12 protein-coding genes are annotated in these 18,654 nt (G+C 62.9%); 5 read left to right on the top strand and 7 right to left on the bottom strand.

The window, feature by feature from the left end:
- The first annotated feature begins 368 nt into the window (after positions 1-368).
- The 5 genes from zwf (at position 369) to O3675_RS00830 (ending at position 4,691) form a co-directional block, all read left to right on the top strand.
- Entirely contained in the window at positions 369-1,916 is a 1,548-nt protein-coding gene (gene zwf, locus O3675_RS00850) for a glucose-6-phosphate dehydrogenase (RefSeq protein WP_371570329.1), read from the top strand.
- Positions 1,913-2,899, top strand: a complete 987-nt coding sequence (locus O3675_RS00845) for a glucose-6-phosphate dehydrogenase assembly protein OpcA (protein ID WP_005506118.1) — start codon at positions 1,913-1,915, stop codon at positions 2,897-2,899. The genes zwf and O3675_RS00845 overlap by 4 nt, the downstream gene beginning before the upstream one ends.
- Entirely contained in the window at positions 2,892-3,983 is a 1,092-nt protein-coding gene (locus O3675_RS00840; protein WP_049327153.1) for a 6-phosphogluconolactonase, read from the top strand. Before O3675_RS00845 ends, O3675_RS00840 begins: the two co-directional genes overlap by 8 nt.
- Positions 3,984-4,102: 119 nt before the next feature.
- Positions 4,103-4,354, top strand: a complete 252-nt coding sequence (locus tag O3675_RS00835; RefSeq protein WP_005506120.1) for a toxin HicA — start codon at positions 4,103-4,105, stop codon at positions 4,352-4,354.
- Entirely contained in the window at positions 4,347-4,691 is a 345-nt protein-coding gene (locus tag O3675_RS00830) for a type II toxin-antitoxin system HicB family antitoxin (protein ID WP_070604265.1), read from the top strand. Before O3675_RS00835 ends, O3675_RS00830 begins: the two co-directional genes overlap by 8 nt.
- A gap of 145 nt (positions 4,692-4,836) precedes the next feature.
- On the opposite strand, the gene O3675_RS00825 is transcribed toward O3675_RS00830, so the two are convergent.
- The 7 genes from O3675_RS00825 to O3675_RS00795 form a co-directional block, all read right to left on the bottom strand.
- Complete coding sequence (locus O3675_RS00825) at positions 4,837-7,464, bottom strand: hypothetical protein (protein WP_371570327.1); 2,628 nt, start codon at positions 7,462-7,464, stop codon at positions 4,837-4,839.
- A 424-nt stretch (positions 7,465-7,888) separates the two neighbouring features.
- Entirely contained in the window at positions 7,889-10,252 is a 2,364-nt protein-coding gene (locus tag O3675_RS00820) for a hypothetical protein (protein ID WP_371570324.1), read from the bottom strand.
- Positions 10,245-13,145, bottom strand: coding sequence for an endonuclease (locus O3675_RS00815; protein ID WP_371570322.1), 2,901 nt, complete (start codon positions 13,143-13,145; stop codon positions 10,245-10,247). The genes O3675_RS00820 and O3675_RS00815 overlap by 8 nt, the downstream gene beginning before the upstream one ends.
- A gap of 78 nt (positions 13,146-13,223) precedes the next feature.
- On the bottom strand, positions 13,224-15,995 hold the full coding sequence (locus O3675_RS00810; protein WP_371570320.1) for a DUF6493 family protein: 2,772 nt from the start codon (positions 15,993-15,995) through the stop codon (positions 13,224-13,226).
- A gap of 82 nt (positions 15,996-16,077) precedes the next feature.
- Positions 16,078-17,487 (bottom strand): SWIM zinc finger family protein, encoded by a 1,410-nt coding sequence (locus O3675_RS00805; protein ID WP_371570319.1) that lies wholly within the window; start codon positions 17,485-17,487, stop codon positions 16,078-16,080.
- Between the two features lie 187 nt (positions 17,488-17,674).
- Positions 17,675-17,932 carry a preprotein translocase subunit SecG gene (gene secG, locus O3675_RS00800; protein WP_005506130.1) on the bottom strand — a complete coding sequence of 86 codons (258 nt, stop codon included), beginning with the start codon at positions 17,930-17,932 and terminating at the stop codon, positions 17,675-17,677.
- A gap of 108 nt (positions 17,933-18,040) precedes the next feature.
- Positions 18,041-18,505, bottom strand: coding sequence for a hypothetical protein (locus O3675_RS00795; protein WP_049327147.1), 465 nt, complete (start codon positions 18,503-18,505; stop codon positions 18,041-18,043).
- Between the last annotated feature and the right edge of the window lie 149 nt (positions 18,506-18,654).

Below are 18,654 nucleotides of genomic sequence, written 5' to 3'. Positions count from 1 at the left end.
AGCTACTGAAATTCGGAAGCTACTGAAGTTTAGCAACCGCTGAAATATAGCGCATGACCAATGCGTTCCCGGTGTGCACCACCCGACGCACACCAACCGATATGCACGCCCAACATATTGTGGGCACAGCACCAATCCGCCGGGATTCTCGTAGAGATTCTGACCGGGATTTTCGCCAGGGTTCCCGCAGGGCTTCACCGCCCGCGGCGTCCCAGAGAATCTCGGCGGGTTAGGTGCCCCTCATATCGTCCCGTCAAAAACCGGTACAATACAGGGTACACACCTTCCAGAATGCGGCATCGCCTCCGCGCGACAAGGTACGAACCGCGCGCCGCACGAACCAACCAAGGCAATCAAAGGAATATATTGTGACTATCGGTCATGAAGCGAACCCCCTCAGGGACACTCGCGACCGCCGCATTACCCGCATTGCGGGGCCGTCCGCGCTCGTCTTCTTTGGCGTAACCGGTGACCTGGCCCGCAAGAAGCTGCTTCCGGCAGTGTATGACCTCATGAACCGCGGTTTGCTCCCGCCGAGCTTCGGCCTTGTCGGCTTCGGCCGCCGCCCCTGGAGCGATGACGACTTCCGCGCCTATGTGCGTGAATCTGTTGAGGCAAACGCCCGCACCCCCTTCCGCGAGGACGTATGGAACCAGTTCCAGCAGGGCATGCGATTCGTTGAAGGTGCCTTCAACGACGACGCAGCCTTCGAAAAGCTCAAGAACACCCTCGCTGAACTCGACGAGCGTGGCGCCCACGGCAACCACGCTTTCTACCTCTCCATCCCCCCGAAGGCATTCGAGCAGGTCCTCACCAAGCTCGCCGAACACGACCTCTCATCGCGCGATAACGACACCGTCAACCCCGTCGACGGTTGGCGCCGCGTGGTCATTGAGAAGCCTTTCGGCCACAACCTTGAAAGCGCACGCGAACTGAACTCCATCGTGGAGGCAGTCTTCCCGCCCGACGCCGTGTTCCGCATCGACCACTACCTGGGCAAGGAAACCGTTCAGAACATCCTGGCGATGCGTTTCTCCAACCAGATGTTCGAGCCCCTCTGGAACTCCCACTACGTGGATCACGTCCAGATCACCATGGCAGAAGACATCGGCATCGGCTCCCGCGCAGGCTACTATGACGGCGTGGGTGCGGCCCGCGACGTCATCCAGAACCACCTGTTGCAGCTACTCGCCCTCACCGCCATGGAAGAGCCTCTCAGCCTCGACGCTAAGCACCTGCGCGCCGAGAAGGCGAAGGTCCTCGAAGCAGTCCGCATCGACGACCTGCCGAACTCCTTCGCCCTCGGCCAGTACGCAGCAGGCTACCAGGGCGGCGAGCACGTCAACGGCTTCTTCGACGAGAACGACATCCCCGCAGACTCCCGCACCGAAACCTTCGCAGCGCTGAAGGTGTCCATCGCAAACCGCCGCTGGGAAGGCACCCCCTTCTACCTGCGCGCCGGCAAGCGCCTGGGCCGCCGCGTCACCGAAATCGCCGTGGTCTTCAAGAAGTCCTCCGACCGTCTCTTCGGCGAACGTGAAAACCCGCAGGTCGGCCAGAACGCCATCGTCATCCGCGTGCAGCCCGACGAAGGCATGACCATCCGATTCTCCGCGAAGGTGCCCGGCACCCAGATGGAAATCCGCGACGTCAACATGGACTTCGGCTACGGCCACTCCTTCACCGAAGAGTCCCCCGAAGCCTACGAACGCCTGATCCTGGATGTTCTGCTCGGCGAGCCGCCGCTGTTCCCCCGCCACGAAGAGGTTGAGCTCTCCTGGAAGATCCTCGACCCCTTCGAAGAGTACTGGGAAGAAAACCGCATTAAGCCTGAACCCTACGAGTCCGGTTCGTGGGGTCCGCGTTCAGCACACGAGATGCTTGAGCGTGACAACCGCGCTTGGAGGCGCCCGTGATCTCGCACCTGCATAACACCACCGTTTCCGCTATCAACAAGGAACTGAGCCACCTGACTGCCGCCAACGGTAGCCTCAGCAGCGGACGAGTTCTCACCCTCGTTGTTCTCGCGGAAAAGGGCCACTCCCGCGAAGCAATGCGCGCCGCAATTCGTGCCTCCCACGAGCACCCGAGCCGCATTATTGTGCACATTTCTCACGACCCGCTCGACCCCGACCAGCTGGATGCAGAAATCCACCTCGGCGGCGACACCGGCGCATCCGAGATGATTGTTCTGCGCGGCTGGGGTAGCGCATCCCGCCCGACCGAAGCACTGATCTCCGGTCTGTTGCTGCCGGACTCCCCGATTGTGGTCTGGTGGCCGCACTCGGTGCCCGAGAACCCAGCACAGCACTCCATCGGTCGTATCGCGCAGCGTCGCATTACCGACTCTGCGCGCGCCGACGACCCGAAGGAAGCGTTGCGTAAGCTCACCGACGTATTCCGTGCAGGCGACACCGACCTGGCGTGGACCCGCCTCACCCTGTGGCGCACCCAGCTGGCAGCGCTCATGGAGCAGATGCCTTCCTCCCCCGTACGCCGCGTGGTTGTATGGGGTTCGAGCAAGTCCCCGTCCGTGGTGCTGCTCGGTACGTGGCTCGGCTGGAAGCTTGAAGCACCCGTACACCTCGCCACCATTGGCGCGGCAAACCGCGGCCTGTACCGCGTCAGCATTGAGCGTGAAGACGGTTCGGTGACGATGTTCCGCCCCGGCATTTCCGTGGCGACCATCTCCACCCCGTACGCGCCCGATCAGCAGATTGCGCTGCCGGTGCGTACCCTCGCCGAGTGCATCTCTGAGGAGCTGCGCCGCCTCGACCCGGACGACACCTACGGTGACGTGCTGAAGCAGGCGCTGTGCACCGTCACCCTCGTCGATGACACCTGCCAGCCTGAAGACATGCTGGACCTCGAAGAATACCCGGAGGTTTTCGATGCCTAAGATTCAGAACATGGGCGCATCCACCCCCACCCTGGTGGCGCACCCGACCCGCGAGGCTCTCGCAGCGGACGCGGTGACCCGCATCCTCGACATCATTGAGCACGTGCTCTCTGAGCGCACGATCGCCCACATTTCGCTGACCGGCGGCACGATGGGTATCGCCACTTTGAAGGCGTGGGCTGAGAACGAGCGCGTGAAGGATATCGACTGGTCCCGCGTGCACTTCTGGTTCTCCGATGAGCGTTTCGTGCCCGAGCGTAGCCCCGAACGTAATGACGGTCAGGCTATTGAGGTGCTGCTCGCTCCCCTGCTGTCGCACGGCCTGGTTGTGGACAATGTGCACCGCATGGGTCCGTCCGATATTTTCACCGGCCTGGAAGCTGCCGCTGAGCACTACGCTTTTGAGATGCGCGACTACACCGGTTCCGCACCGGCTGTGAGCGTGCAGATGCCCGAGGGCGCAACCGAACTGCCGCTGGCTGGCGGTCACGGTGGCGGCGCAGGTCACGAGCACGGCGGCTCCGGCGGCTGTGGTTGTGGTGGCGGCGGTTGCGGTTCTTCCGCACCCGAGCAGTCCATTGAAGAGACCACCCTGGACGAATTTGATGCTGAGGCTACTGAGCCCGCAGGTGGTTGCGGATGCGGCGGAGGCGGCTGCGGTGGTGGCGGTGGCCAGTGGCCCGCACCGGTCTTTGATATCACCCTGCTGGGCATGGGCCCGGACGGTCACATTGCGTCCCTGTTCCCGGGCCGTAAGCAGGTTCTGCTGGGTACCGGTCTGCCGGAGGACCCGGTTGAGGGCGGTAAGGCTGTGACCGTGATGGTTTCTGATTCGCCGAAGCCGCCGGCTGAGCGCGTGTCGGTGACCCTGCCGATTATCAATAATTCGCGTCACGTGTTCTTCCTCATCACCGGTGAGGATAAGCAGGATGCGACCAGCCGCCTTCTGGCCGGCGCAAAGCTGGACGCTGAGGACCTGAACGCGGAGTTGCTGCTGGAAACCCCGGCGGTGGGTGCACGCGGTAAGAAGCAGACCCTGATTTTTGCAACCGAGGAGTCGCTGGCTCCTGAGAACCGCCCGTAAGGTTCGGTTCTGAACTGCATCAACAAAAGAGTGGAGCCCCGGATAGTTTCGACTATCTGGGGCTTTTCTCTATGGTTTTAAACCAGCCCGAAATGGTACTAGAAGTGGTACCATGAAGTATGCCGAGTATTGAAGATTTAGTTGCGAAGATGGCCTCCAGCCCTCAAAACGTTACTTTCACTCAACTTCAAAAGGTATGCACCCATTTCTTTGGAGCGCCGCGTATCCGCGGATCTCACCACTACTACAGCACCCCCTGGCATGGTGACCCTATTGTCAACATTCAACAGGGAAACTCAGGTAAAGCAAAGAAATACCAAGTCAAGCAGGTTCTAACTGCCATTCGAAAACTGGAGAATAACGATGACTAGTACTCTCCCCCGCCAAGAGCTCTACACCTACCGCGTCGAGTGGTCTGAAGACGACCAGGAATTTGTCGGAACCGTCGCAGAATTTCCCAGCCTCTCATACCTGGCCCCAACTTCTACCGAGGCATTCGCAGGTATCCGAGAAGTCGTCGCCGACACCCTCGAAATTCTTGAAGAAGACGGCCGCGAGGCACCCGAACCGTTCTCTCTGCGTTCCTTCTCAGGACGATTCAACTTGCGTGTTTCACCGCAATTGCATCGTCGTCTGGTTCAGCAGGCAGCGCTTTCTCACCAGAGCCTGAACCAGTACGTGAGCCAACAGCTCGAAGCAGTCGCCTAAGTAAGCCAGTACATCTTCATCATCCAACGAAGATTCCAAAATGTTATGACATGACAAAAGAGTGGAGCCCCGGATAGACATCTATCCGGGGCTCCACTCTTGCTACGCCCGCCTACTGTTCAGCAGCGGCAGGATTCTGCGGCTTCTATTTCTGCGGCTCCTGTTCCTGGGCCTCCTCCGCTTCGCTCTCGAAGCCCACGTACAGTGCCGCCAGCGACGGAACCGTAGCCTCCAGCACCTGCTGAGCCTCCTCTGCGGTCGGGGCGAGCTTCGCGCCGGTCAGACGCAGGTACTCGCGCACCGTCATGGGCTGCGCCCAGTCAAAATGCTCACGCACGGCGGTGATGTTCGCGCCAGACTGCAACACGTTAATGCCGCGGGCAAGACCGATGTCCGTCACCTTCACGATGGCGTCGGTCTCCTCGGGAATGTCGTACGGGTCGCGGTTCTGCAGGTCCACGATGAACGGCAGCACGCCGCGGCTCTCAGCGCGCAAGGTGAACTTGGTGTGCACCTGGCTCACCTCGTGCACCTCGCCCACACCCACGGCGGGAACCACCATGAAGCCCGCCTGCAGGTCGTTCACCGCGGCCAGGGTGTGTGCCTCCCCGAAACCGGAGTACAGCTGCACCACCGGCACGAGGTAGCACACCTCCGCCTTGAGCGCCTTGCGTGCCTCAATGTCGATGTACTCCCAGGCGCCGCCGGTACCGTCCGTAATGTCGCCGGAGTGGTGCGCGTAAATGGCGCCCTGGCTGTTCTTCGCGGTCTGCGACCAGTAGCTGATCTTGTCCATGTAGTTGCCTTCGGCGTCGAACATCATCAGCGACAGGTCAATGTCCACGCCCTCATCCCAGAAGCAGAAGAGGCGAATCACGCCGGTGGGCAGCAGGTGCACCGTGGAGGTGTTGTAGCGGCTCATGCCGTCCAGGGAGGGGCGGGCGCTGCGGGTGTTCAGCGGCATGACCATGTCCCCCACCTGCTCGGGCAGGTAGATGCTGGTCTCGGCAAGGCGGCCGGACAGACCAATCTCAACCAGGCGTTCCAGCAGGTCCAGCACCGCCGGGCTGTACTCGCGCGCCGGAATCATAGTGGCGATGCCGGTCTTGGACAGGTTCATGCGCTGCGGGGCGGCAGGCTGAGTCTTCTGAGCGGACGCCGCGCGGCGCTCCTCGCGCTGGCTCGTAGAGGGGTCGGAACCGACCGGGATAGAACGCATCGGGTTCTCCGGGCCGGAATTAGCGCCGAAGAACGAACCCAGCGGATTCGGAATGCCCGCGTTCTGCATGATGTTCTGAACCCTGGCGACGCCCTCCGGGTTGCGGCGCGCGTAGTCGGCGAGCTCCCGGTCCTCCTGCACCGCCACGGGGTTGGCGGGGCGTTCCTTCGGCGGGTTCGCGAGCGCGTTACGCTGCAGGGTCACCAGGTTGCGGATCTGCACCAGGATGGGCGCGGAAACGCGCGGCGCCACGGCGGCGAACGCGTCAAAGATGACCTGCTGGCCGGGGCTCGGTGCGGTGTCGATGCCGTAGCGCGGCACCTCAAACGCAGTCAGGGCGCGCACCAGCTGGCGTGCGAACACGCCGGGGCGGGTCGAGAGCAGACGTGCCACGTTCTGCGCATCCCGGGTTGCGTAGGCGCGGTCCACTAGCGACTCGAAGCTGTACACCTCGCCGCGGTACAGGTCGTCAGCCCAGCGGCTCAGCGCGGTCAGTGACGGGTAGTCGCCGGGGTGAACCGCCTTGACGAGGCGCTTGTACATCTCTGCATTGGGCGCGCTGTCGTAGCGGGCACCGACCGGGTCGGCATCAATAATGCGGTTGAGCAGGTGCGCGATGCGGGTGCGTTCGTTACGGCGCAGCTTCAGGCGCGGCGCGATGCTCAGGCTCAGGTCCCCCACCGTGCCGTTGGAACGCAGACGCGAGTAGGCGGCGGCGAGGGCGAGTGCCTCCTTCATGGTGCGCAGGTGCTCAGCGTCTTCGGGGTGCAGGCAGGCGGCGATGAACACGCGGTTTTCGCGGCTGGTGTTCTCCGGTCGGGCAGCCGGCAGCGCGTCATGCTGGGCGAGGAAACGGCGCAACGCCACAAGGTCGCGCTGGTCGGTCTGGTTGTACGCCTGCTGCTGACTGAGCAGCTGCCGGTAGAGGGCGTCCGCCATAATCAGGGCGTTCTGCACACCGCTGACCATCTGCAGGGGGCGGCGGTTGCGTTCCATGCTCGTGAAGTTGGCGCGGCTCATCGGCTGCTGCCACTCGTAGGGCACGTAGTTCTCGGGCAGGCCGCCAACGATGCGCTCCGTGCCGTCCGGGTTGTAGTACGGGTTGGAGAGGTAGTGCATGATTTGCTCGGTGTAGCGCTGCTCCTCGGTGAGCGTCAGGGCGCGCAGATCAAAGTCGCGGCGGAACACGCGGCCGGGGCGGTACCCGTATTCGTAGGACCAGATGGTCAAGAATAGGGCGAATTCGTTGGTGCTAGCCTTCAACGCCTGGGCGAGAGATTCCTCACTGAGGGTCAGGCCGCAATTGCTCAGGGCAGACACTCGCCCCAGGTCGGTGTCGAATACGCCGGCCTGGTGCCGCTCGTTAATGCTCGAGTAGTTCGAACGGTAGTAGGGGCCGTACAGGTCGGTGAAGACGTACACGCCGTAGCGGCGCATCAGGATGAGGCGCACGAGGGGGCTAAGGCCTTCGGGCGCTTCGCCGTGAAGGTATGCGGACTCGTTGAGGTAGGGTGATTCCTGCAGGTAGGGGGATGCGTCGTAGGGAGTGGTCACGGGTCGTCCTTTCCGTTGGTCTCACCCGACTGTCACCGTCGGTGGTGTGTTTATGTTCTTATCGTAGCGTCGTGGGCGCGGGCTGTCGTTGCGTTTGGTCATCGGTGACCTGCAGGGTGCGTATTCGCGAGGCAACAGGCGGTTACGTCATTCCGTTCGGGGCTCGCCAGTCATCTGCGCCCCGTCATCGCGGTGGGAACGGCGGTTAAAAGAAAAATGGCGGGAAGCGAAGAATCCGACAAATATAAGAAAAAGATATTTCAGAAAGTAGGACTCTTCATGATCCGCCATTACCTATAGAGTACTCCCGCCCCGCGACGGCGGTCAAGCCGTTTCGTCACCGAAGCATGCTTGGGGTTTTCCACCCGCCGGTGAGGCTCTAGCTAAGGGGCAAGTAGCATCACCGGCAGGTAGGTTTTTCAGGCTAGGACTCGCCCAATAGTGCGAGCGCGGCCTCTCGGGCGGCAAGCGCCTCCTCGGTCACACGCGGGGCCACCGCAGCCAGGGCGCGCAGGCTTTTCGCCAGCACCGTGGAGCCCTTCATCTTTGGTTCCAGTTCGGCGGGAATCTCAACCGGCGTGCCGTACAGTTCGGCGAGCTCAACGGCAAGCTTCACAAGGGACGCACCCTGACCCACCTGCGGAGCCAACGGAAGGATCCGGCGCACCGTCTGGAAGACAGACCACCCTGCCAAGGGGCTCAGCGAAGCGGCATCGTTCAACGTCTGCACCAGGCGATTCGCCCCGAACCAGCCGTGCTCCAGAAGGTACCCGAGCTCGCGGGCGAAAAGGTGCGCATCCCAGTTGCCGCGGTCAATGAGGGAGGCAATCGTCTCCGCCGTCAACGCGCGACGTTCCGGGGCGTACACTACAGCAGCCCACGCCAGGAAGTTATACGACGGCACACCCAGAGCACGCTCCGCCGCACCGAGCGTCTGCATAACCTCCTCAAAACCGTGAAGACGAGAGAACTGATACACGCTCAGCAGCGGCTTATACTGCGCCGCCAGAAGGTCCGGGTTGTGGCGCATCGCCCAGGCGTACCAGCCGCATACTAGGGCAACAGACGGCACCTCGGCATGTTCCAGGGAACGCCCCGGATACTCCACACAGGCACCAGCCACCGTGTATGCCGCCGCCGTGAACGTACTCCGCTCCGTGGCTAGCTCCTCCCCCGGCACCTGCCACAGCTCATAGGTGGAATCATTCACCTCATACTCGCCGTGCAGAACCTTCGGAAACGCCTCACGGTACGACTTGAAACGAATCACCGTGCGCTCAAAAGAACGCTCCACCGCAGGCAGCGGCTCAGCCAGCAGAGGCGCAAAGCCCTGCCCAGCCGCACCCTCGCTACTATAGGGCTGATCCCCGAATGCAACGCGAAGCTGCTCGTGGAATAGTGCCGTGGGCGAACGGTACGCCCAATATTTGCTACCCTTGCGCGGGTACCCCCTGAAATGAAAATCAGCACCCTGAAAACGGCCCGTGTGCTCGGCGAGTGCTGCCTGCGGGTCAGGGTCTGCGGCGTGTATATGCTGGACCAGCAGCCGGTAGGCGAGGTAGCGCAATTGGTCGCAAACGTCATGCCAGGTACGGCTCAGGTAGCGGCGCAGATGCTTCTGAAAAGCGGGACTGAATTCAATGATTCGCCCCTCCTGATGCGCCCGGTGCAGGTAGCTCAGCAGCGCCGGGATGCGGCGGACAGACTGCTCTCTCTCGTTGAGGTGGTAGAGGGCGAACAGCAGCTCTTCGCAGTCCCGGTCGTTGCGAATAGCATCCCGGGTAGCTGCGGAGGCGCGCCCAGCCTGGGGTGCCGCGTTGAGGGCGGCGTTCACCTCCGAGGCTGAGAGCCCAAGGGCAGGGACATCCGGGATCTGCACGCTACGGGGCGGCTGATCTGTTGCAGGCTGAGTGGGAACAGGCTGAGCCGAGCCAGACTGAATCGAACTAGGCTGTGCAGGCACAGTGTCAGGGCACAGCTTCTGGGCGCGATCGCGCAGCTCCAGAGGAAGAACCTCCACAGCATCCTGCGCGTAAGCAGATACCTCCCCGGCACGTTCCGGTACCGCCCGAACACTCAACTTAAGCACCTTCAAACCGGCAGTCATCAGCTTCTTCTCACGCCGGAACAGCAACTGCGCGGCGGCAGGTAGAGCCTCCGCCACCAGGGTTTGAAGCTCACCAGCAGTCAGCGGCACCTGACCGGCAGAGGTAGAACCGCCAGACGGCGCGCAGACTTGCAGAACACTCTGCAACATCTGCGCACCCACAGCAGCCGTGGTCGCCACCGGCGAAGCCAACAACGCCGGAATCAGCGCACCGTGCCGAGCATAGGATTGCGCCTGGCCCACCAAAGCCTGCTTACGTTCAGCACCGCGCAGCCCCTTCGGAACCGCCGTCAGAGCCTCAAAGGCACGCGAGAAAACGCGGGCGTTCTGCGGCGCATAATCACGTAGCAACGCCTGAACGCACTCCTGCTCAATCCGGGCTCGATACTGCGGAAAACGCTCCGCCAAATACACCAGAAAATCATGACCGCAGATGGTCAGCTGCGCATCATAAATAAACCAGATTCCTAGACCATTCGAGGGCATGGCGCCCTCCACGGTAAACAGCGCCCAGATTTTTTCCCAGTGTTCCGGATGGTCCCTGAAAAACTCGGCAATCACCTCATCATCCATAGAGCGCATGGAACGACCCGGCACAATGCGCCACAGGAACTCCTGCAGGTATTCAGCGCTCCACGCAGGCGCCGCAGGATGCACGCTTTCAGGCACAGTATTAGGCACCGTTCTCCCCCAGTAGCGCGAGCGCGGCTTCGCGGGCGGCAAGCGCCTCCTCAGTCACGCGCGGGGTCACCGCAGCCAGGGCACGTAGCGCTTTCGCCAGCACCGTGGAGCCCTTCATCTTCGGCTCCAGCTCGGCGGGAATCTCAACCGGCGTACCGTACAGTTCGGCAAGCTCCACCGCCAGGCGCACATAGTCGCCGCCCTTCGTCAGCCCACCAACCATCGGCAACAGCAGGCGCAGAACCTGCAACACACGCCAACCCGCCAGCGGACTAATAGCCGACACCTCACGCAGGGTCGCCACCAGGCGGTTCGGAAGGACCATCCCGTCCTCCAACGCCCACTTCAGGGTCTCCGCGAAGGTTGACGCATCCAGCAGGCCCGCCTCAAAGAGTGCCGCAATGGCCTCTGCCGCCGCCAGACGGTACTCAGGGTTCTTCGCGCTCGCCACATAGCCGAGCAGGGTGCAGGTCGGGGCGCCCACCTGCACGGTGGATTCCCTCAACGCACGCATGAGTACGGGAACGGGGGTGATGGTCTTCTCCTCAACGCACTGCGAAGCGGCAAACAGGAAGTATGCAGAGAGCAGGTCCGGGTTGTTCTGAAGCAACCAGGACGCCCACTCGGTGAGAGCGATAATATAGTCGCCCCGCCACCCATCGACGCTATCAAGATTCAGCAGATATACGAAGGGGATAAAGGCGGTGTTCAGCGCCTCGTAGGCGATGGCTTCCTCGGGGCTCATGCCAGCGGTTGCGCGGATCAGCGCCTCGCGCGCCTCATCCGCGGTATCCACGATGTCGCCCTTGACCTGCCACATGGGCTGGTACTTCACGAATTCCTCAACGTTAAAGTTTTCGAAGCCTGCCTCGCGGAGACGACCCGACCTGCTGGCCTCCTGGTATTCCCAGACTCGATCATTGTCGAGACCACGGTTGAGGCCGCTCCAGGGCATATCCAGGCCAGAAACAGTGCGATAAGTCCAGTCGCTATAGGTAAGCTGACGGGCGGGTAGCGGGGCACTCAGCAGGCGCACCGTGCGTCCGTCCGTGTGGTACTCTCCCCCGGCGGCGACGGCGCGCATCTGCTCGCGGAAGATCTCATAGAGGTCACGGGAACCCTTCAACGGCTTGTAGTCAGCATTCCAGAGATGGTGTTTATTCTGAATGATCAGGCGCACCATCTCTTCCCTGCTGATGAGCGTGTTAGTCGATCGGGCTCGCGCAATCATTTCGCTACGGTTTGACTGTCCCGTATACATCCCCACATCATACATCCCCACATCGGGCAGCTCCCAGGACTTGTACCCGGCGGCCTCGGCGTTAGCTTCCAATACAGCGCGGAGAACAGGCATGTACCCAATATTGTTGTAGCCGTATTCACTGACAATCTTTCGCAGGGTGCGAAGCTGCTGCTGATCTGCCGGTGCCAGCTGCCCGGTCGCGGCAAAGTGGTAGAGGCGCACTAGGTTCTCTCCCCTGGTGCTGGGAGATTCGTCCCCTACGATTCGACTGGAATGGGTGTTCGATTCCTCGGTCAGCAGGGTACAGAACTCGCCCAGATCCGCGATGGGGGTGAACGGCTCATGGTGCGGGGTGCCGGGCAACAGCACCGGCGGTACCTCTACGGAGGCGCCCGCCGCCTCCGCCTCTTCCTGCTGGGGTAGGCGGGCTTCGGGTAGGCAGGCTTCCGCAGCGCCGCGCAGTTCCAGGGGCAGCACCTCGTAGGCTTCAAGAACACGGTCAGCAACATAGTTGGCGAGCGCCACCTGCTCGGCGGTTTGCGCCTTCTTGCGCTTAGCTTTGCTCAAACCGGCGTACTGGGTGGCGATGAGCTTGAGCAGGCGCAGGGCGCCGCGCTGAATCTTCTTTTCGGTGCGGTAGAGGTTCGCGCCGAGTGCGTCGATGAGCTGTTCCAGGTCAAGCTGTTCGAGGGGCTGCAGGTCGGGGGTCTTCTGCAGGTCGGCGGGTGCGCAGGCTTTGAGCACGTTCTGCAGCATTGTCTGGGCGAATCCGACGGAGGCGCTGGGCTCTGCGGTGAGTACAGCCATGAGCTGCCCGAAGCGTACCCGGTTTTCTGCGTCGGTGGGCTGCAGGTCGGTGTAGACGGAGTGGAACGCAGCCGAGTTGAAGGCACTGAAATCGCTGGTCAGGCCGCGTAGCAGAGCGTCCAGAATCTCGTCGCGGATATCAAAGTATTCGCCCATGAGGCGGCAGAGTTCCGCGCTTTCGCCCATGTAGTTGCCGTAGCCTTTGAAGAGCACCCCTTCGGTGCGGAATACAGCCCAGAATTCCTGGTCGAGCAGGGTCATGTCGCGGGTGAAGAAGGTTTTGAGCTGGGCGTGGTTGCTGGAGCTGTCCTTCTTCACGCAGGGTAGGGCCTCGTGTAGGAAAAGGACCAGGTATTCGGGGGCATCGCAGCTCAGGTTTCGGGCGCGCAGCAGCGTGTAGCAGGTTTCCCATATCTTCTTCGAACGAGCCCAAGAGTTCGGCAGACCCTCAATAAAACGCAGAATCCACTCGTCGGGGCGTTCGATGGCGCCGAGCAGGAACGCGTCAATCAGCTGCTGGTCCGGGCTCCCACGCCAGAGCAGGGTGCGCATGGCGCGGCCGGCGGAACGGTGATATTCCCACGGGTCGCCGTCGGGGGTGCGCACGAGCGCCCCGGCAACGTAGGCGGCAAGCGGGGTGCGGTTAATGTGGTCGCTACCGATCACGCTCTTGGGGGTGAGGGTTCGGGCGAGGGATGCGCGTTCCTCCTCGGTGGCGCCGGTGATGACGGCATGGTATTCCTGCACGTCAGTTGATTCTGCCTCCATAAGGGCTTTGAGGGCGGCACGGCGCTCTTCGAGGGTGCGCTCACCGGCGTTATGCGGCTGGGCGGTATCAGTCATTGGTACCTGCTTTCGGAGTTGATGGTGAATGGTTGTAAAGAGTTGAACGGAGGGTTTGAACGGGTGCGGGCGGGGCGGTTAGCCCTGCACCTGGTTGAGGATATTCCGGGCGTACCGCGCCTTCTGCGAAGAACCGGTCAGCGTACCCAACCAGGCACGCAGCGGCTCATCCACAAGCTCCGCACGGGTGGCGGGGTCGAGAGTTGCCAACGCCTGGCTGAAGGCGCCTAGCAGCTTACCGAGCGAGTTCGCCCCGGTATCCAGGTGCGGTATGAGGCGCGCGAAGAAGCGCACCGCCGCCCGCGCATCCAGCTGGGCGAAGTCGGTGAGGGCGAGCGCCCAACGGTTCAGCATCGCCAGTGGCACAAAGTTCACGAAGCCTGCCGTGGCGTCCTCAAGGCTGAGCTGGTCGTCCAGCACGCGGTGCATGATTTCCACGGCGAGGGAACGAATCTCGACGCGCTGCTCCGAGAAGCCCGCGGCAAACACGAACGCGCAGGCGGGACCCCATGCGCCAGGGTGCGCCGCCAACGCCAAATACAGGCTCCGGTCAAAGGCGCTGTGGTCCAAGCTGTACCAGTTGCTGCTAGCGCAGTAGTACGCCAGCGGTTCTGCCTGCGCCGGGTAAAGCAGGGCGTACTGTCCTTCTTCGCTGTGGTGGGCGGTGGCGAGTCCGCGGAAAGCGTTCAGCTCGGGGGTGGAAGCGCCGTGCGCCACCCCGTTCAGCTGAAGGCCCCAGCTTTTCTCCCTCTGGGATACCGTAATGGATTCCAGGTAGGGGTTGACGCGCCCGGTGGCGAGGGTGCCGTCGAGAGCGGAGCGGAGCACACGGATCTGGGTAGGAGCAGAGCGCGGAGCATCCTCCTGAGCGTTCTTCACGTATTGCTCTTCAAGGCTTTCAAGCAGGGTCAGCGCCTCAGCTCGGCGGCTCTGTGCATCCTGTCGCTGCTCGTCGGTAGCGTACGGAGGCAGCACCTCCGGCACACACACACGCAGTAGCGCCGCCGTGAAATCCTGACGCAGGATGGGGGCTCCATCAGCCAGGTTCTTGGCGTACCGGCGCACCAGGGTATCCGGATGCACCCACCCGCCGAACAGTTCGGGGGTGGCGAGCGGGGTGTAGCTCTGACTGCTCTGCAGCACGCCGAGGGAATCCTTGAATCCGGTGCTGAAGAACGTGGCGTGGCGGGAGTACATGGTGTGCAGGTTCGGCACCGTACCGGGGTCTTCCTTCGGGGTCATCTCCGACGCCTTCGGGCGCTCACGCAGCTTCCCGGCGGCGGCAAGAACCGTCAAGTGCGCGCGCATGTCGAACCATGTCAAACCCCAGTGGTTCAGCTTTTTCAGGCAGATAGGAACCAGCTGTTCGAGCAGTTTGGGGCTCTGCGCGACGCCGTCGGCGCTGAGCAGGTAGGCGGTGAGCAGTTCCAGTTCCAGCTCGCATCCGGCGTGCGTTTCGGGTTGGTCTGCTTCGCTGAGCGTATCGGGGGTAGCGCAGGGCGCGACCTGATGGTGCAGGAGCGCGCGGGCGCGTTCTTGCACGTCAGATGCGGTAACGGGGCGCACGGGGGTGTCCCAGTACCGGTGGATTACGGCGCGGGAGGCGGCGAGCGCCTCCGCGGCGGCGGCCTCAATATCAGCGGCTTCAGTGAGGGCGGTGCTTTCGGTACCGCTCCCCTGGCTATTCTCCGGGCTGTACCCATCTTCGAGGAGCGGCGAGCCCTCTTCCTGAATCTGCGCCACAACCAGCGGATCGAGCTGGGGTCGGTAGTCGCGGTAGAGTTCGCGGGCACGCTCGGCGAACACGATAGCGTCGGCGCCCGCGTTGTCTGCGGCGCCCGCCTGCACCCATTCTTTGAGGTGGTTGAGGGCGGCTGCCTGCACCTGCGCGTGGGTGTGGCTGAGCGCCATGGCTACCGCGTCTTCGCAGGCGGCAGAGTCAAGGGTGCCCGCCCGGTACAGCGCCTGGAGCATGGTCAGGATTTTGAGTGCGTTTGCTTTGGTTCCGGCGCATACGGCGGGTGCCGCGTAGGCGAAGGCGATAGCATCCAGCGCCTGCGGGTTTTTGCTCCAGAGGCGGTGAATATGCTGCACGCCGAGGGTCACACTCGGGCCGATGGGCGAGGAGAAAAGCGTCAGAAATTCGCTCTGACGTGCCGCAATTTCTTCGGCGGTGAGTTTGAGTCCGGTGACCAGGCGTGAGAACCAGCCGACCCGATACGCCGGGAAGTCGCTCATGAGGGAGCTCAGGAGCGCATCAATGAGGCGGTCACGGCTAATCAGCCCGGTTTCGGTGGCTTCGATGAGGGCGCAGGACCAGCCGGGGTTGTTGTCCTTCTGCCCGGGCTTGTAAGAGTCACGCTGGGTGAGGGATACGTCCCGGTTACCTTCGACGGCGAGCATACCCCAGATGAGTTCTTCGCGGAGCTGTTCGTCCTCGCGCAGCAGCGGGAGGATCAGCTCGCGGTCGCAATTGATGAGGGCGGTGTAGTAGTCCTCGTCGTGTTCGAGGCGCGCCCCGCCGTAGAGCTCAGCTAGGCGCATGGCAACGCCTCCGGTGAACCAGCCGAACTCTGCGTAGGCTTTGACGCGGTCCTGTGTGACGGTTCCGGGCGTGTTTTTACCGAGCTGGGAGCCGTATGGGGTGGTGGTGATGTCGAAGTACTGCCAGCGGCGGTAAATCTGTTCGAGGGTACCGCCGACCGCCAGGATGTTGGCGAGGTTGCGGTTGAAGTGCATGATGTCGCTCCAGGTTTTCTGCTGCCTGGTGAGCGGGTAAATGACTTCGCCGGGGAGCGGCTCGGTGATGACACCTTCGGGGAAGGTGTGCGTTTCGGGGCGTTTGCTCATGGTGGTCTTTCGGAAGGAAGCTGAGGGGAGCTTTTGGGGCGTCGTCTTTTAGTACGGTGCGTGGTGTGTCGGGGCGTTTACCCTAGCCGGCGGCGTGTTCGCGGTAGAGAATGCTAACCGCCAGCGCGTGCTTGCAGGGGCCGCGCGTACCGCGGTACTTCAACCACCAGGGGCAGGAGCAGAGGTACCCCTCCACAGCGTACGGGTCGGCGGGCAACACCACGGTGTACGTGTTCTCACCGCTGCGCACGCTGTACTCACCGGTGCCGTGCTCCCCCACACCAACCCGCTCAATAGCGCCGGAGTCGGCAAGCTTTTTCGCGCCGACCAGGCGCGGGTGCATGGCGGTCAGCGCCTCCGGATGCACCGGCAGCGGGCGGTGGAAATATTCGCCGGCATGCGCGTCAAAACCAACCTGGCCGGAGGAAGCCAGCAGGGCGAGGGCGTCGCGGGTTGCCGCCTCATCCAGGCCGGCGCGAGCAGACATGACGGGCACGTTAATGCGCGGCTCGAAGGAGAGCAGCACGCTGAGCATGTCAGCGTTCTGGGCGGTGTTCGGGTTAGACAGCGCCTGCAGCACAGATCCCTCGCCGGAGAACCCGCGTGACTTTTCGGGGCTCAAACCAATGCTCAGGCGTGCTCCGGGCAGGTGCGCCACCCACACGCTGGGCACGGGCGCGTTACCGGCGGTCACGGGCTCACTGTACGCGTCCAGACGCTGAATGTGGCGGATGAGCGGTTCAAGCACGCGCAGACGCTCGGGGCCCGCCACGCATACGGATCCGGCGGTGGCGCGGGTGGCAAGGCGCAGGGAACGCACGGCACGGGTTGCCCACAGGACCGCCTTGGTGCTGGAGTTACGCGGCAGGGAGTGGATGAAAGTTCGGGCGGCGGCAGCGTCCAGGCTGTGCACGGGACTCATGCGGGATGAGAGCATCTGCGTTTCTGCAAAGCCTTTGAGCCAGCGGATGGGCAGCGGCACTTTTTCTTCCATGACGGAGCCGTCAAGGGTGGTGGTGAGCAGCCCGTCGTCGCCAACGTTCAGGTGGATGGGCTCCCCTGCCCTGAGGGAGGCGAGCGCGGCGCGCAGGGGCGGGTTGACGTCTACGTTGGTGACGCCTACGGCGCTGTGGCTGGCGTCGAGTGCGCTGGAGTCAACGTCGAGGCGTGCGTACACTCCGCAGCAGGCGCTGAAGGATTCGAAGCGTAGGCCTTCGGCGGTGCTGGTGACGACGGGGTCTGCGGCGCGTAGGGCTCCGGCGAGGGAGCTGGGCGGCACGTAGAAGCGAGTGCGGGCGACCCTGGCGACGACCAGTAGTGCAGTGGCGTAGACGTCTGCTCGTTCGAGAAACCCGGAGAAGAAGTACGGGTGGGAGGCGGCGCCTTCGGGGGTGCTGCCGCCGCTGGTAGCGAGGCTGAGCGCGCGGGAGTCGGCGCCGTCGATGAGGGCTGACGGGGCGGTGTACGTGTAGTCGAGGGTGTAGGCGCTCATGGCTTCTTTGCCTTTCGTATGTGGTGTATACGTCCTATCATGCCGTAAAGATTCGCGCCCCGCTACCGCTTTCGTCATTGCCGTTTGGTGCATAAAAAATCCCCGGCATTCTCGGTTGAGAAGTGCCGGGGAGAAGCTCTATTGGCTCACCCTCGGTGGGGTGGGCGTGGGCTCTGGCGAGAGGCGACTAGACGACGATCTGGCCGTTGAAGCGCATTGCCAGGCCGTACAGGACCACTGCGATAACCCAGATGACGATCACGGTGACGGTTAGGCGGATCAGGTTCTTAGACGCCATACCGGAGGAGTTCAGGGAGTTGGTCATACCGCCGCCGAACATGTCGGAGAGGCCGCCGCCCTGACCGCGGTTGAGCAGCACAAGCATTACTGCGATCACGCTGGTGATGGCGATGATGACCATGAGTACGTTCATGATGACGTCCATGGGGACCTTCCTTCGTTGTCTTCTGGTGGGGTGCCTGGGCTGCGGGGTGCAGACAGACGGGTTTAACTATACGCTACAGCCGCCATTCGGTCACGTTGAGGCGGCTTTTTACGCGGCGCGGTTGCTGCGGCGCTGGTATTCGCTGGGGGTCAGCTGCAGGGCCGCGGGCCGGTCGGTGAGCACGCGCTGGGCGGTGAGCTCATCGCCCTCAGTGTCGTAGGCGCGCACGTACCCGCCGTCGATGAGGTAGTAGGTGAACTGCTGTGCGGCCGCCCAGTAGGCGCCTCCTCCGGCGTAGAAGCCCTGGTCAACCCAGTCGCGCAGGGTGAGGGTCACGGGGATTTCGGGCGAGGAGGTGCGGCTGTAGAGCCGGTCGAGGAACTCGTCCCGTCGGCTTTCGAAGTACTGGTATTCGGGCGAGGGCTCCCTGTACTCTTCGCCGCCCGCGTAGCCGAGGTTGCCGCCGTCATTGCCGGGTAGGCGCGGGGCGCTGACCCTGCGGTTGCGGATGTAGAGGAAGAGCATCGTGCCGATGAGGCCTGCGATGATGAGGGAGAATCCGAAGCTGAACATGCCGTTAAGTGTACGGGGTGAACCGTGCGGCGGGCACGTTCCGGGCGGGTTTTGCGGCGAGGGGCGAACGGGTCCCGGCGTATCGCCCACCGGCCGCGCATCGCCGGTTAGCGGGACTCCCCTTAGCCCAACTCCCCCGCCACTTTGCT

Source organism: Rothia sp. 27098_8_27 (assembly GCF_041432805.1).
GTDB classification, from domain to species: domain Bacteria; phylum Actinomycetota; class Actinomycetes; order Actinomycetales; family Micrococcaceae; genus Rothia; species Rothia mucilaginosa.
This window is presented reverse-complemented; position numbering and strand designations above follow the sequence as displayed.